12 protein-coding genes are annotated in these 14,436 nt (G+C 66.4%); 5 read left to right on the plus strand and 7 right to left on the minus strand.

Annotation, left to right across the window (positions count from 1 at the left end; genetic code table 11):
• Positions 1-92 precede the first annotated feature (92 nt).
• On the plus strand, positions 93-3,158 hold the full coding sequence (gene putA / locus HMP09_RS17735) for a bifunctional proline dehydrogenase/L-glutamate gamma-semialdehyde dehydrogenase PutA (protein WP_232090463.1): 3,066 nt from the start codon (positions 93-95) through the stop codon (positions 3,156-3,158).
• 247 nt (positions 3,159-3,405) lie between these two features.
• On the opposite strand, the gene HMP09_RS17740 is transcribed toward putA, so the two are convergent.
• Positions 3,406-4,584, minus strand: coding sequence for a mechanosensitive ion channel family protein (locus HMP09_RS17740; RefSeq protein ID WP_176501432.1), 1,179 nt, complete (start codon positions 4,582-4,584; stop codon positions 3,406-3,408).
• An 11-nt stretch (positions 4,585-4,595) separates the two neighbouring features.
• The gene (locus HMP09_RS17745; RefSeq protein ID WP_176501873.1) at positions 4,596-5,564 is read right to left on the minus strand and encodes a DNA topoisomerase IB; all 969 of its coding nucleotides are present in this window, start codon (positions 5,562-5,564) and stop codon (positions 4,596-4,598) included.
• Positions 5,565-5,758: 194 nt separating this feature from the next.
• On the opposite strand from HMP09_RS17745, the gene HMP09_RS17750 reads away from it, so the two are divergent.
• Positions 5,759-6,322 carry a type 1 glutamine amidotransferase domain-containing protein gene (locus tag HMP09_RS17750; protein WP_176501433.1) on the plus strand — a complete coding sequence of 188 codons (564 nt, stop codon included), beginning with the start codon at positions 5,759-5,761 and terminating at the stop codon, positions 6,320-6,322.
• 94 nt (positions 6,323-6,416) lie between these two features.
• Here HMP09_RS17750 and HMP09_RS17755 read toward each other — a convergent pair whose 3' ends face one another.
• The 3 genes from HMP09_RS17755 to HMP09_RS17765 are packed head-to-tail and all read right to left on the minus strand — an operon-like array spanning position 6,417 to position 8,984.
• Positions 6,417-7,460 carry an acyltransferase family protein gene (locus HMP09_RS17755; protein ID WP_232090464.1) on the minus strand — a complete coding sequence of 348 codons (1,044 nt, stop codon included), beginning with the start codon at positions 7,458-7,460 and terminating at the stop codon, positions 6,417-6,419.
• Complete coding sequence (locus HMP09_RS17760) at positions 7,457-8,839, minus strand: putative O-glycosylation ligase, exosortase A system-associated (RefSeq protein ID WP_176501434.1); 1,383 nt, start codon at positions 8,837-8,839, stop codon at positions 7,457-7,459. The genes HMP09_RS17755 and HMP09_RS17760 overlap by 4 nt, the downstream gene beginning before the upstream one ends.
• On the minus strand, positions 8,832-8,984 hold the full coding sequence (locus HMP09_RS17765) for a hypothetical protein (RefSeq protein ID WP_176501435.1): 153 nt from the start codon (positions 8,982-8,984) through the stop codon (positions 8,832-8,834). Before HMP09_RS17765 ends, HMP09_RS17760 begins: the two co-directional genes overlap by 8 nt.
• A gap of 98 nt (positions 8,985-9,082) precedes the next feature.
• Here HMP09_RS17765 and HMP09_RS17770 point away from each other — a divergent pair, with 98 nt between their 5' ends.
• The 3 genes from HMP09_RS17770 (at position 9,083) to HMP09_RS17780 (ending at position 12,784) form a co-directional block, all read left to right on the plus strand.
• Positions 9,083-10,291, plus strand: a complete 1,209-nt coding sequence (locus tag HMP09_RS17770) for a TIGR04063 family PEP-CTERM/XrtA system glycosyltransferase (RefSeq protein WP_176501436.1) — start codon at positions 9,083-9,085, stop codon at positions 10,289-10,291.
• Complete coding sequence (locus HMP09_RS17775) at positions 10,291-11,103, plus strand: hypothetical protein (protein WP_176501437.1); 813 nt, start codon at positions 10,291-10,293, stop codon at positions 11,101-11,103. Before HMP09_RS17770 ends, HMP09_RS17775 begins: the two co-directional genes overlap by 1 nt.
• Positions 11,104-11,203: 100 nt before the next feature.
• On the plus strand, positions 11,204-12,784 hold the full coding sequence (locus HMP09_RS17780) for a spinster family MFS transporter (protein ID WP_176501438.1): 1,581 nt from the start codon (positions 11,204-11,206) through the stop codon (positions 12,782-12,784).
• A 355-nt stretch (positions 12,785-13,139) separates the two neighbouring features.
• On the opposite strand, the gene HMP09_RS17785 is transcribed toward HMP09_RS17780, so the two are convergent.
• Together HMP09_RS17785 and thpR are read right to left on the minus strand one after the other, a co-directional pair.
• Positions 13,140-13,676, minus strand: a complete 537-nt coding sequence (locus HMP09_RS17785; RefSeq protein WP_176501439.1) for a superoxide dismutase family protein — start codon at positions 13,674-13,676, stop codon at positions 13,140-13,142.
• Between the two features lie 87 nt (positions 13,677-13,763).
• Positions 13,764-14,321, minus strand: a complete 558-nt coding sequence (gene thpR, locus HMP09_RS17790) for an RNA 2',3'-cyclic phosphodiesterase (protein WP_176501440.1) — start codon at positions 14,319-14,321, stop codon at positions 13,764-13,766.
• Positions 14,322-14,436 lie beyond the last annotated feature (115 nt).

The following is a 14,436-nucleotide window of genomic DNA, read 5'->3' on the forward strand; positions in this document are numbered from 1 at the left end:
GTCTCTAGGCGTACAGGCGAGCGGATCGCAAGCCTCACCCAACCGGAAGCTGGAAAATGTCGACTGCCGTAACGTCCAATCCCCGTGATATCATGGCCAAGCTGTACCGCGCGAGCGAACCCGATGTTCTAAAACCGCTGCTGGACCGCGCCGCGCTCGATTCGGATTCGCGCGAGCGGGTGATGGGCCATGCGCTGGGGCTGCTCGCGGATCTGCGGGCGGCACAGAGCAAGGGCTGGGTGAACCAGTTCCTGCAGGAATACCGCCTGAATTCGTCGGAAGGCGTCGCTTTGCTGTCGCTCGCCGAGGCGTTCCTGCGCGTGCCCGATCCGGAAACGGCGGATCTGCTCATTGCCGACAAGCTTGGTGATGCGGACTGGCGTGCGCATGCGGGCAAGTCCAATTCGAAGCTCGTCAATTCGGCGACCTGGGGGCTGGTGGTCGGCCGGGTGCTGGTCGGCGAGGGATCGACCGGACCGCTGCGTCGCCTGATCAGCCGCGCGGGCGAGCCGTTCGTGCGGCAGGCAGTCGGCGCGGCGATGAAGATGATGGGCGAGATCTTCGTGATGGGCCGCACCATCGACGAGGCGATGAAGCGGATGCGGCGCCCGGAGAACAAGGGCTTCACCGCCAGCTTCGACATGCTCGGCGAGGCGGCGCGGACGCATGCCGACGCGCAGCGCTATTTCCAGGCCTATGTCGGGGCGGTCGATGCGGTCGGGCGCGATCCGGCGGCGGGGCATTCGATCTCGGTCAAGCTGTCGGCACTGCATCCGCGGTACGAGGTCGCGCGGTGGAGCGAGTGCGTGCCCGCGCTGACCGAGATGCTCGAGGCGCTCGCGGTGCAGGCGGCGTCGAAGGGCATCGCGCTGACCGTCGATGCGGAGGAATCCGAGCGGCTGGAGATGAGCCTCGACATCATCGGTGCGGTCGCGGGGCTCCCGTCGCTGAAGGGCTGGGACGGGTTCGGCATGGCGGTGCAGGCCTATGGCAAGCGCGCGCGGCCGGTGATCGCATGGGCGAACGGGCTCGACCGCGTGATGAACGTGCGGCTGGTGAAGGGCGCCTATTGGGACAGCGAGATCAAGCGCACTCAGGTCGAGGGGCTGGCGGACTATCCGCTGTTCACGCGCAAGGCGGCGACCGACGTGTCGTATCTCGCGGTGGCGAAGGACATGCTGGCGGCGGAGAATATCCGGCCGGCGTTCGCGAGCCACAATGCGCTGACGGTCGCGACGATCATGGAATGGGCGGGCAACAGCCGCGAGTTCGAGTTCCAGCGGCTGCACGGCATGGGCGATGGGCTGTACGAGCGGCTGGTGCAGGAGAACGGCTATCATTGTCGCGTCTATGCGCCGGTTGGCGGGCACCGCGACCTGCTCGCCTATCTGGTTCGGCGGTTGCTGGAGAATGGCGCGAATTCCAGCTTCGTGCACCAGCTTGCGGACGAGCGACTGACCGAGGCCGAGATTCTCGCGGATCCGGTGGCGAAGATCGCGGCGGTCGGGGGGAAGCGGCATCCCAGCATTCCGTTGCCGGTGGATTTGTTCGGGGCCGGGGGGCACCGGAATTCGGCCGGACTGGATTTGAGTGATGTAGGGACGCTCGAGGCTAGCGTTGCGGCGGTGAATGCGCCGTTGCCGCATACCCCGGTCACTCCGTCAGGGCACCACCCCGGCGAAGGCCGGGGCCCAATTGGGCGCGGTGATTTGGCTGAGGACGGTGCGTCGTCACGGCAGCCTGCCCCATTGGACCCCGGCCTTCGCCGGGGGGGAGCGGAAGGCGATGAAACGCGCAGCGTGGCGGCCGCCATTACACGGGCACATGCGGCGTTTCGGGGGTGGTCGACCACCCCGGTCGACGAGCGTGCGGCATGCCTCGAACGGCTCGCCGATCTGCTCGAGAAGCACCGCGACGAGCTGATGGCGATCTGTGTGCAGGAGGCGTTCAAGACGATTGCCGACGCGATCGGCGAGGTGCGCGAGGCGGCCGACTTCTGTCGCTATTATGCGCAACAGGCGCGGTTGAACCTGCACCCGATCGAGCTGCCGGGGCCGACGGGCGAGCGCAACACGCTGCATATCGAGGGCCGCGGTGTCTGGGCGACGATCGCGCCGTGGAACTTCCCGCTGGCGATCTTCCTCGGGCAGACGGTGGCAGCGCTGGTCACCGGCAACACCGTGGTCGCCAAGCCTGCACCGCAGACCCCGCGGATCGCGGCGCGTGCGGTGGAGCTTGCGCATGAGGCTGGCGTGCCGGGCGATGCGCTGATCCTCGTGACCGGCGGGCCGGAGGTCGGCGCAGCGCTGACGGCGGACGTGCGCATCCAGGGCGTCGCGTTCACCGGGTCGACCGCGACGTCGCGGAAGATCGCGCGCTCGTTGCTTGACGACGAGACGCGGCCGATCGTGCCGCTGATCGCCGAGACCGGCGGGATCAACGCGATGATCGTCGATTCGACCGCGCTGCCGGAGCAGGTGGTGGCCGACGTGATCGCATCGTCGTTCCGTTCGGCGGGACAGCGTTGCTCGGCGTTGCGCCTGCTGCTGGTGCAGGAGGATATTGCGGACGGCGTGATCGAGATGCTGTCGGGCGCGATGGAGACATTGCGGATCGGGCGGTCGGGCGATCCTGCGACCGACGTCGGGCCGGTGATCGATCAGGCCGCGTATGACCGGCTGATGGCGTACCGCGAGAGCGTGAAGGCGAAGATCGTCAAGACGCTCGATGCGCCCACGGACGGGCTGTTCGTGCCGCCGACCCTGGTGCGGATCGGCGCGATCGAGGAACTGAACCAGGAGTGGTTCGGGCCGATCTTGCATGTAGCGACGTGGGAGGCGGGCAAGCTCAGCGAGACGATCGCGCGGGTCAATGCGAAGGGCTACGGCCTGACGATGGGCCTTCACAGCCGCATCGCGCGCGCGGCCGAGGTGATCGAGGCCGAGGCCGCGGTGGGCAATCTGTACATCAACCGGTCGATGATCGGCGCGGTGGTCGGGTCGCAACCCTTCGGCGGCGAAGGGCTTTCGGGGACCGGGCCGAAGGCTGGCGGGCCGCGGTACCTGTACCGCTTCTGTGCGGAGCGGGCGGTCTCGGTGGATACGACGAGCGCGGGCGGGAATGCCACGTTGCTGTCGTTGGACGAGGGCGGGATCTAGCCTCAGCTCGGCCTCAACTAGCGTTCGCGCGGCTCATAGAGCACCACCCCGGCGAAGGCCGGGGTCCAATTGGGGAACGGTGTTGACGGCTGTCGCGCTTCGTTATTGCGACCTTGCCAATTGGGCCCCGGACTTCGCCGGGGTGGAGAATGAAAGAAAATACAGGCTGTTCTCCCGCGAAAGCGGGAGCCCAGGGTTTCGAGTGCAAGCGTTATGACCCTGGGCCCCTGCTTTCGCAGGGGAACGGTCAGGCACCAGTCGTCGCTGGCTCGCGAGACGTCCCGATGTCTGGATACGGCATCACCACCGAGCCATCGGGCGCGGCCATCATGTTGACCTGAGTGGGGAAGGCGATCTCGATCTTCTCGTCGTTGAAGCGCTTCAGGATCGCGATGCCGACCGCGGTGCGGCCGTCGTAGAAGCTCGCATAATCCGGGCCCTTGCTGTCGAACTGCACCTCGAAATCGAGGCTCGACGCGCCGAACCCCGTGAAGCCCGCGCGCGTGAAGATCTTGTCGTTGGCCTCGACGATCTCCTTGAGCATCGCGGGAATGCGCGAGCAGACTTCCGGCGGCGTCGAATAGGTGACGCCGATGACGAACTTGGCGCGGCGGTGATTGCGCTGCGTGTTGTTGAGGATCTCCTTGTTGAGGAGGTTCTTGTTCGAGATCACGCGCTCCTCGCCGTCGATGCCGCGGATGCGCGTCGATTTCAGGCCGATCGCCTCGACGCTGCCCGAGGCTGTGTCGTAGCTGATCGAGTCTCCACGGCGGAACGGGCGGTCAAAGATGATCGCGAGCGCGGCGAACAGGTCGGCGAAGATGCCCTGCGCGGCCAGGCCGATCGCGATGCCGCCGACGCCGAGCCCTGCGACGAGGCCGGTCACGTTCACGCCGAGATTGTCGAGCACGACGACCAGCGCGACGGCGAACACCACGAAGGTGACGAGCAGGCGGATCAGGCCCATCGCGGAGAGCAGCGCCTCGCCTGAGTAATGCTCGGACTGCGTGCGGTGTTCGATCGCGCCGAGGATGATCTCGCGCACCCACACGGCCGCCTGCAACACCGCGGCAACGGTGAAGAGGAAGTTGATCGTCGTCGCGACTTCGCCGGGGGCGGCGGAATAGCCGGCGACTAGCTTGGCGGCGAGCATCACGATGAAGAAATTACCAGTCCGCGCGATCGCCTTCCCGACGACGATGCCCCAGCCGTTCATTGCGCGCGGGCGTTCGCACAGCTTGCTGCCGAACCGGCGCGCGGTGTGGAGCACGATGACGATCACCGCGCCGATCCCGAACGCGATCAGGATCTGGAGCCAATATGCCTGGACCCAGGCGATGCTGGCCGTGACGAAATCCTGGGCCTGGTTGCCGACGTCGCCCGCGTCGAAGATCGGTTGCTTGGCGGCGGTAGTGGAATTGGACATGAAAATACTCGTCAGGCCGCTTGGGCGCGAGGGGGTGCGATGATCGCGGTCTGGCACGCGCCGGCTTCGAGGAAAGTGATCAGGCCACATTCCTCCCGGCTCAGATAGCGCTTGGCGCGCGGGAGGCGGAGTGCCTTGCGGAAGGTGGATTGGCCGGTCTTCACCAGCGCGATCAGCGACGGGTGGACATAGCTTTTCCGTGCGATCGCGTGCGTGTTGCCCAGGCGAGCGACGACGGGCTCTAGCATCGTCTTGAGGCTCAGGTCGCGTTCGGCCGACGCAAGCGCTTCGAACGCAGCGACGCTGGCCGCCCAGGTGCGGAAGTTCTTCGCGGTGAAATCGGTGCCCGTGACGTCGCGAATGTAGCAGTTGACGTCGGTGGAGGTAACGGGGTGCGCTACGCCCGCGTCGTCGAGCCACGCGAACAAATGCTGTTCGTCGAGGTCCTGGCATTTCTTGACGAAGCTGCTGAGCGACCGATCCGTGATCTTGAGCGTCCGCATCTTGCCGGACTTGCCCTTATACTGGAGCTTGAGCGTCGCGCCCTTCACTTCACCGTGGCGCTTGCGCAGCGTGGTCGCGCCAAAGCTCTCGTTCGCCTCTGCATAGGCTTCGTTGCCGATACGGATATGGCCGCCGTCGAGCAGGCGGATGACGGCAGCGACCGCGCGTTCGCGGGTCAGTGAGCGTTTGCGCAGGTCCGCCTCGACCGCCTTGCGGATCTTGGGGAGCGCATGGCCGAAGTCGGCACAGCGCTCGTATTTGGCGGCCTCCTGCGCTTCGCGGAAGCCCAGGTGATAGCGATATTGTTTGCGCCCCTTCTCGTCCCAGCCGACCGCCTGGATATGGCCGTTGGGCTTGGGGCAGAACCACGCGTCTCGATAGGCGGGGGGCAGGCCGACCGCGTTCAGCCGGTCGATCTCGTCGCGGTCGGTGATGCGATCGCCCTTCGGATCCCAATAGCCCCAGCCGTTCCGCATCTTCTTGCGGGTGATGCCGGGCTTGGAGTCATCGGAATACACAATCTTGATGGGCAATGCGGTGGTCCCTCGGGGGCGCCGTTGAAACGGGCGATTTCTGGCTGTCTTTGGAAATGTTCGGGAAGGCGCATCGTTCCGGAACGACGGGCGCGGCGCGGTGTTGAGGGGGCACGGGATTTCACTGGAGACATGACATGGCCGATCTTTCCCAAGCTCGCGTATTGATGCTCGCTGCCGACGGTTTCGAGACCGTCGAACTGTTCGAACCGCGCAAGGCACTGGAGGCGGCGGGCGCGAAGGTGACGCTCGCCTCGATCAAGACCGATCCCATCCAGGGCATGAAGGGCGACATTAACAAGGCCGAGACGGCGACGCCCGACCTGACGCTCGACGAGGTCGATACCGACGATTACGACGCGCTGGTGCTGCCGGGCGGCGTCGCCAACCCGGACACGATGCGCCAGGAAGAGCGCGCGATCGAGATCATCACCGAGTTCATGGAAGACGGCAAGATCGTCGCCGCGATCTGCCATGCGCCGTGGTTGCTGGCCGAGGCGGACGTGATCGACGGGCGTCGGCTCACGAGCTTCCCGTCGATCCGCACGGATCTCGAGAATGCGGGCGCGGACGTGGTGGACAAGGAGGTCGTGGTCGACGGCAACCTGATCACCAGCCGCAAGCCGGACGATATCCCGGCGTTCAACAAGGCGATCATCGAGGCGCTGGAGGAAGAGCTCGCCGACGAACCGGTCGACTGATTGAAAGAGTGAAGCACGCTCTTCCTTGTTCTCCCGCGAAGGCGGGAGCCCAGACTGGGTCCCCGCCTTCGCGGGGAAACAAGGAGGCGGTGGGCTAGCGCCTGTTGAGCCAGCGTTGGGCCGGGCGTTCGACCAGGTGATACAGGGCGATCGAAGCGGCCAAAACTATTGCGAGATACAGCGCGATCGTCGTCGGCAAGACTGCGTTAGCGTTGCTGACGAACACGAGTTTGAACGCCTTCCACAGGATGAAGTGGCTGAGATACGTCGCGTAGCTGATCTCGCCGAGATAGTGGATCGTGCTGGTCTCGAACGGGTTGTGCGATCGGCCCGTGGTGAGGGCCAGCAGCAGGAGCAGCGTGGCGAACAGCGCCGGGACCACGAGCGTTTCGGGCAGGCCTGCGATCCATATGATGATGAGCGCTATGGCGATGAATGTGGCCGCTTCAATCGCCGCACGCGCGGTGCGCCAGCGTAGCCAGAGCGCGCAGACGATACTGCCGGTGGTGAACTCGACCAGGCAGCGGAGCAGGCCGTAGCGCGGGATGTCGGTGCCGAGCGTCGGCGAGCCGATCGCGAGGTGCAGCGCCAGCAACAGCAGGCCCGCCAGCGCCAGCAGTACCGCGCTCGGCAGACGTCGCCAGTCCACCGCCATCACCAGCAGCGGAAACAGCAGATACGCCCCCAGTTCCGCGCTGATCGACCAGGCCGGGTCGTTCCAGGCGAGATGATGCGTGAAGCCCCAGTTCTGGAGCAGCAGGACGTGCAGCGGCAATTCGGGAAACGCGAACTGCGGATCGCTGCGGCCGGTCGCGCGGAACAGCAGGGCGAGCGCCACAGCGCCCCCCAGGGTGACCAGATGCAGCGGCCAGATACGGGCGATGCGTTTTTGCAGGAAGCGGGGGATGCTCGCCCTGCCGCCGGAACGGATGCGGTCGGACCAGGTCAGCCAGATCACGAAGCCGGACAGCAGGAAGAAGAAGTCGACCGCCAGATACCCCTTGGCGAAGACCTCACGCAGCACGGTCGGCAACCCCGCGATCGACAGGCGGATGTGGTAGAAGACGACGAACCACGCGGCGATCCCCCGAACGCCGGTCAGCGCGCGCAGTTCGTGGACCGGGGCCCGGTCGATCACGCCGAGAGCGCACCGGGCGCCGCAGGCTCGGTGCCCGCGGCGGCACGGTGCATGGGCCGGAACGCCTGCTCGTCCCGCTTGCGCGCGAGATAGGTGTCGAGGCCGATCTGCGCGCCGATCAGCATGTAGATGAACGGCTGGAACGCGATTGCGATGAAACCCGCACCGAGCAGGTAGACGATATGCCCGCTCTGGAGCGCGGCTGCGAGCGGTCCGGCCCACGCGAAGTCGCCGTCCGGATCGCGGTAGCGGCGGCGGATGAATTCCATGCGGACGATGCCGATCAGGTTGATCGCAAGCCACAGGGCAAGCCCGGGATACCCCTGCTCGCCCAGCATCTCGAAATAGGCACTGTGATAGGCACGCGCCTTATCAACCTCGACCTTAGGCGTTGCTGCGGCAGTAGGCCCGCTCGTTCCGGGCGCGGTCTTCAGGTCATAGCGGATGTGGTTCCCCAGATACGCGTTGAAGCCCCCGCCGAACGGATGCGCCTTTGCGTATTCGATCGTCCATTTCCACACCGCAAGCCGCGTCGAGGCGGATTCGTCCGCGTCGTACGTCTTGATCGTGTTCATGCGGTTGGTGAAGGTCGACGGCAGGAACGGGATCGCCGCCACGCCGAGCACGCCGAGCATCGCCAGATACGCGACCTTGCGCTTCACGTTGCGGATCGACAGCAGCGCGAGCAGGCCGATGCAGAGCAGCCCGGTGCGCGTCGACGTGCCGACCGGGATCAGCAGGCACGCGAAGACGAGCGCCAGGCAATAGGCCTTCACGCGCCAGTCCGGCCTGAAGATCGTGCCGTGGTGCATGAACCAGATGATGATCGGGACGATCGCGATCGCCACCGCGCTGATCGTGCTGCCCTCGTACAGGCCGGAATTATTGTCGACCATCAGGTTCAGCTGGCCGTAGCCGCCGCCGCCGCTGGCGATCGTCTTGATCCCGCCGACGACGATGATCGACGACGCAGCGAGGATCATGAACAGCAGCAGCGCCTCGATCCGGACGCGCGTCCGCAGCGTAAGCGGCAGGAACGCCGCGAAGGCAAGCGCCTTCCAAACCCAGTCCCATTTCTCCTTGGCCTCGGCGGGGAAGTCCGCGGCAATCGTCGTGCCCCAGCAATACAGGAGCAGCAGCACGATCAACACCTGGCGTCCGCCGACCCGCGTGTCGCGCTTGTCGTCGGCCATGATCCACCCGCCGACCGCCAGCGCGACCGCGATCAGCGAGATCGGCACGCTGTTGAGCAGGATATATGTCAGCCGCTGCGGCGAAACGATATCGATATAGACATACACGAGCACGAGCAGGAACGGCCGCTTGAACCCCATCGCGAAGAACGCGAGCAGGAAGGCGATGAAGGCGAGATCACGCACCGAAGCGGGGTTTCTTGACGACAGGCTTCGCGTCCCCCGCGTCGTGCGGGCCAACCTCGCGATCCAGATCCGGACGCTTGAGCAGCAGGAACGCGGCGAGCATCATCAGCCCGTGGCTGAGGCCGAGCGCGAGATTGTCGATCATGGTTCGGCCTCCTTTCGATATGACGAACTAACGGCATTCGTCTGTAGGTATAGTCAGTTGACGCGCCGTTAAGCGATCTGTGGCAGACGACGTCCACGATGCGTATCCTTCATATTCTCGATCACGGCCTGCCGCTGCAAAGTGGCTACACGTTTCGCACGCGGGCGATCCTCAAGGCGCAGGAGGCGCTCGGCTGGACTGTCGCGGCAGTCACCGGTCCGCGACACGGTGTCGCGCCTGCCTCTGTGGAGGCAGTCGACGGGCTGACCTTCCATCGTACGGATGCGAGCTTGAAGCCGGGGCCGGTCGGTGAGGTCATCGGGATTGCGGCATTCGCCAAGCGGATCGAGGCGGCGGTCGATGCCTTCAAGCCAGACGTCCTCCACGCGCATTCGCCGGTGATCGATGCGCTCGCTGCGCTGATCGTCGCGCGAAAACGCAAGCTGCCTTTGGTCTACGAGATTCGCGCGTTCTGGGAGGATGCCGCAGTCGGCAACGGGACGGGGACGGCAACGTCGCTGCGGTATCGTGCGACGCGCGCGCTTGAAACCTGGGCGGTGCGGCGGGCGGATGCGGTGGCAGTGATCTGCGAAGGCCTTCGCGGCGATCTGGTCGCGCGAGGAATCGACGCGGACAAGATCATGGTGTCGCCCAATGGCGTCGACCTCGACCTGTTCGGCAGCGCGCCGCCGCGCGACGATGCCTTGGGTGCGGACCTCGGCCTCGATGGCGCGGACGTCGTCGGGTTCATTGGCAGCTTCTACGATTACGAAGGGCTCGACGACCTGATCGCGGCGATGCCGGCGCTGGTGGCGGTGCGGCCAAGGGCCCGGCTGCTGATGGTCGGCGGCGGCCCGATGGAAGCCGCATTGCGCGCGCAGGCGGAAGCGTCGCCGGTGGCGGACGCGATACGCTTCGTCGGGCGTGTGCCGCACCAGCAGGTCGAGCGCTATTACGGGTTGGTCGACATTCTGGCTTATCCGCGCAAGCGCATGCGGCTGACCGATCTGGTCACGCCGCTGAAGCCGCTCGAGGCAATGGCGCAGGGTCGGCTGGTCGCGGCATCGGACGTCGGCGGGCACCGCGAGTTGATCCGCGACGGCGACACTGGCACGTTGTTTCCGCCCGACGATCCGGGAGCGATCGCGAGCGCGCTCGCTGGAATGTTCGCGGATCGCTCGCGCTGGGACGAGCGGCGCGCGCGGGGGCGTGCATTCGTCCAGGAAGAGCGTAACTGGTCATCAAACATTCGTCGCTATGCGCCAGTCTATGAGCGGCTGATCGCAGCCGCGGTACGGGAAGAGTGATGGCTGCGTTTGATCTCCAGACTTTGCGGCGTCCGAGCCTGACGCGCGCGCTTCCGATCATCGGCGGGGTTGCCGGGGGGGTGATTGCGGCGGCTGGCGTGATGCTGTTGTCGAGTGATGCGCTGGAGGCGTTCGTATCCGACACGGGGATCGCGACGCTGATACCGATGGCGGCACCGCCGCTCGGGGCGACCGCGCGTGCGATGATCGCGCTGGGCGCGGGGGCGTTGGTTGCCGCGATCCTCTGGTCGTCGCTCTACCTGGTGTTCGGGCCGGGCGGAATGTTCGCCGGCGCGGGACGGCGGGAGGACGGCGTGCCGATGATCCGTCGTGCCGATGCTCACCCCGATGCTCCGCCGCGCAAGCCGATGTCGGCGGCCGATCTCGGCACGCCTTTGATGGAGGTCGGCGTCGCGGGCGCGGGATCGATCGATAGCGCGTCGCGCGCCGAGCGGACCATTCCTGCCGACCTCGACTTGCCGCTTGCCGCGTATGATCCGAAGGCGATGCGGCCCGTGCCAATGGAGCCGACTCGACCGGTTGCGCCGCTCGCACAGCCGACGATGGTCGCGCCGGTGATCGCGATGTCGCCGACCGCCGAGCCGGAAACGTTCGTGACCGCGCCCGCGCCAAAGCCTGTCGAGCCGCCGATCGCCGTCACGCCTGTACCGGCCGAGGATGTCCACGCGTCGGCGCCAATCGCGCGGCCTCTGCGCGCGCCAGCCGAACCGACCACGCCGCCGACGATCGAGACGCTGTTGCAGCGGCTGGAGCAGGGGGCGCTACGCCGGGGGCGGATCGGCTCGCACTGAGGGAAGGGCGCCGTTGCGGACGTACCCGCTTTATCTGAAAGCGCTTTTTCTCTCTCGTTCGCTCTGATACCCATAACTCGAAAATCATCGGGGAGGGGTCATGGCAGAGGCAGAAATCATCGCTGGCGAGGCGGGGGCGGCGGTCGAGCGGGGGGCGTCGAAATACGCTTGGTATGTGCTGTCGATCCTGTTCCTCGTCTATGTTCTGAACTTCGTCGATCGGCAGATCATCTCGATCCTGGCGGAGGATATCAAACGCGACCTGGGGCTGAAGGACCAGGATCTCGGCTTCCTGTACGGCACGGCGTTCGGCGTGTTCTATTCGCTGTTCGGTATCCCCTTGGGGAGGTTGGCGGACAATTGGCACCGTGTCAGGCTGATGACGATCGGACTGTCGCTCTGGTCGGTGATGACCGCACTCTCGGGATTGTCGAAGACCGGCGGGCATCTTGCCGCCGCACGGATCGGCGTGGGAATCGGCGAGGCGACGGCGAGTCCGTCGGCCTATTCGATCATCTCCGATTATTTCCCGAAACGCCTTCGCGCGACGGCTTTGTCCATTTATTCGGCTGGACTGTACGTCGGCGGCGGCTGTTCGTTGTTCATCGGCGGGATGATCGTGCAGGGCTGGAACACGGCCTATCCCGGTGGCGGGCCGCTCGGGCTGGTCGGCTGGCAAGCGGCGTTCATGGCGGTCGGCGTGCCCGGACTGCTGCTCGCGCTCTGGATCGCAACGCTGAAGGAGCCGATCCGCGGGCTCGTCGAGGGCTTGCCCGAGCCGGAGAAGCATCCGGCGCCGTTCCGCGCCTTCGGTGCCGAACTCGTGACGATCGTGCCGCCGCTGACCTTGATCGGTGCCGCCATGGGGGGTGCGCGGGCGCTCGGGTATAATCTCGTCGCGCTCGCAATCGTGTCCGCCGCCGTGACGGGCCTGATCGAAGCGGGCGAGCCCTGGCCGCAATGGGTCGCGGTCGGGATCGGCGTGTATGCGGTGTTCTCATGGGCGTCCGCGCTGAAGCGGCGCGATCCGCCGACCTATGCGCTGATCGTCGGCACGCCGGCGTTCCTGTGTACGGTGGTGGCGTATGGGCTGAACGCGTTCCTGAGCTATGCGGCGAGCTTTTGGGCGGCGCCCTATGCGTTGCGCGAGCTTGGCGCGACACCGTCCTCGGCAGGGTTCATGATCGGCAGCCTCGGCGCGACCGCGGGGTTCCTTGGGCTGACGATCGGCGGCGTCGTGTCGGACCGGTTGCGCAAGGGCAATCCGGCGGGGCGGCTGTGGGTGGTGATCTTCGGTGCTGTGGTGCCGGTGCCGTTCCTGATCCTCGCCTTCACCGCGTCGTCGCCGGCCGCATTCTATACGGGCATCTTCCTTGCGCAGCTGACCGCGTCGTGTGCGCTGGGCGCGGCGGCGGCTACCACGCAGGACATGGTCCTACCGCGGATGCGCGGCACTGCGACGGCGACGTTCTTCATCGGGACGACGCTGATCGGGTTGGCGCTCGGGCCGTATATGGCAGGGCGGGTGTCGACGCTGACCGGGAGCCTGTCGACGGGCATGCTGTCGTTGCTGGTGGTGACGCCGATCACGCTGGTTTGTGCGGTGATGGCGTACCGGTTGGCGCCCGGGGCCGAAGCGACGCGGGAGGCCAGGGCGCGGGCGGCGGGGGAGGCGGTCTGAGCGGTGTCTTCCGGAACGGGGCGTTCGGCGGCGTAGGGGACACGGAAGAGGCTTGATCGCTTACTTCCCCCTCCGTCTGGCAAGTACCAGCCGCCGCGCTGGTGGGGGAGGGGCGTACGGTTGGTTGGGGGTTATGGGCCGTTGTGGGCCGATTCGCTGCTCCTGAGCGCTGGCCGTACCCGGCGGTTACGGTCGCTACTCGGCACGAACTGAGGAAGGGCGGGCTCTGCTCGCGCGTCCGAACTCGCCCATCTTCAGCTAGCCCTTTACTCTGAACCTGTTCCGTGGATGTCGGAACGAGCCCGGCACCACGGAGCGGCGTGCGGGCGGGGCTTAATCGCCCGCACGCCTACGGTTACCCCGCCTGGAACACGCCGCAGGCGATGCGCCCGCCGCTGTTGCCGGCGGGATCGGTCATCAGGTCGTCCGGACCTGCGTGAACCACGAATGCCGAGCCGTCGGTATCCATCAGGCCAGCCATCGTCGCGCCCGGGATCGTGATGCCGATCGTGCCGCGACCATCTGTGCCGATCACGAGGTTGGGTAGATCGCCCTCATGCGGTCCCTGCGGGTTCATGCTGCCGTGCTTCATGCCCGTCGGGTTCCAGTGGCCGCCCGCGGTCGTGAAGTCGGGGGCGTCGCAACGGCCGACCATGTGGATGTGCGCGCCGTGCGTGCCGGGGGGCATCGCCTTGGCATCGAGCGTGAAGCGGAGGCCACCCGCGACTTCGGTGGCGGTGGCGCGGCCGACGTCCCCGCCGGTCGCGGTCTGGAGCGTCGCGGTGGCGCGCTGGCCACCCGCCATCGGCGTGCCGGTCTCCATGCCGCCCTTTTCGCAGGCGGTCAGCCCGATCGTCGCCGCGCCGAGCAGCGCCAGTGTCGCAATCCGCATTTCGTTTCTCCCTGTTGATACCGTCGCGTCGATGCCGTGGTGTTTGATACCGTCGCGTTGATCTCTTGGCGAACCCTCCGCCGCCGCTCAGGTTCCACCCGCGACGCCCAGCGCCGAGCGTGCCACCGGTTCGTACGTTGCGCCGTCGCGGCCGATATGGCTCTGGTACAGCACGAGATGGGGTAGCGGGAAGGGCGCGCTCGACAGTGCGGCATGGGTGGCGAGCCATTCGTCGATCGCGAACCCGACACCGGCCGATCGCGCCAGTCGTGCGACCGTGATGTGCGGGAGGTAGGCACGGTGTTCGGGCGCAAGGCCGGCACGGACGCACGCCTGGTCGACCTTGCGGTGCAGCGCCGCGAGCGCACCGTGCGGCGTCACGCCGGCCCAGAGCGTATCGGTCCGCCCGCGCTTCTCGAACCGGCCGACTCCGGTCAACGACACGCTCGGTACCGGCGCGCCGACCTGGCTCAGCGCCACGGCGATATCCTCCGCGACGGGGCGTTCGACCTCGCCGATGAACCGCAGCGTCACATGCAGGTCGTCATCGTCCTGCCACCGGGCGGCCGGAACGCCTTCCATTATGTCGAGCAGGCTCTGACGGATAGCCGGCGGCGGGCGGAGGGCGACGAAAAGGCGGATCATGGATTGCAGCAGGTTAACCGCGAACCACCGGGCCGATGCAACCACTCTGCTTGAAAAACGTCCTGTAAGGGACGATATTCACCGTAACCGGCACCATGCCGGGCAAAGGAGCTAA

Source organism: Sphingomonas sp. HMP9, assembly GCF_013374115.1.
GTDB lineage: Bacteria > Pseudomonadota > Alphaproteobacteria > Sphingomonadales > Sphingomonadaceae > Sphingomonas.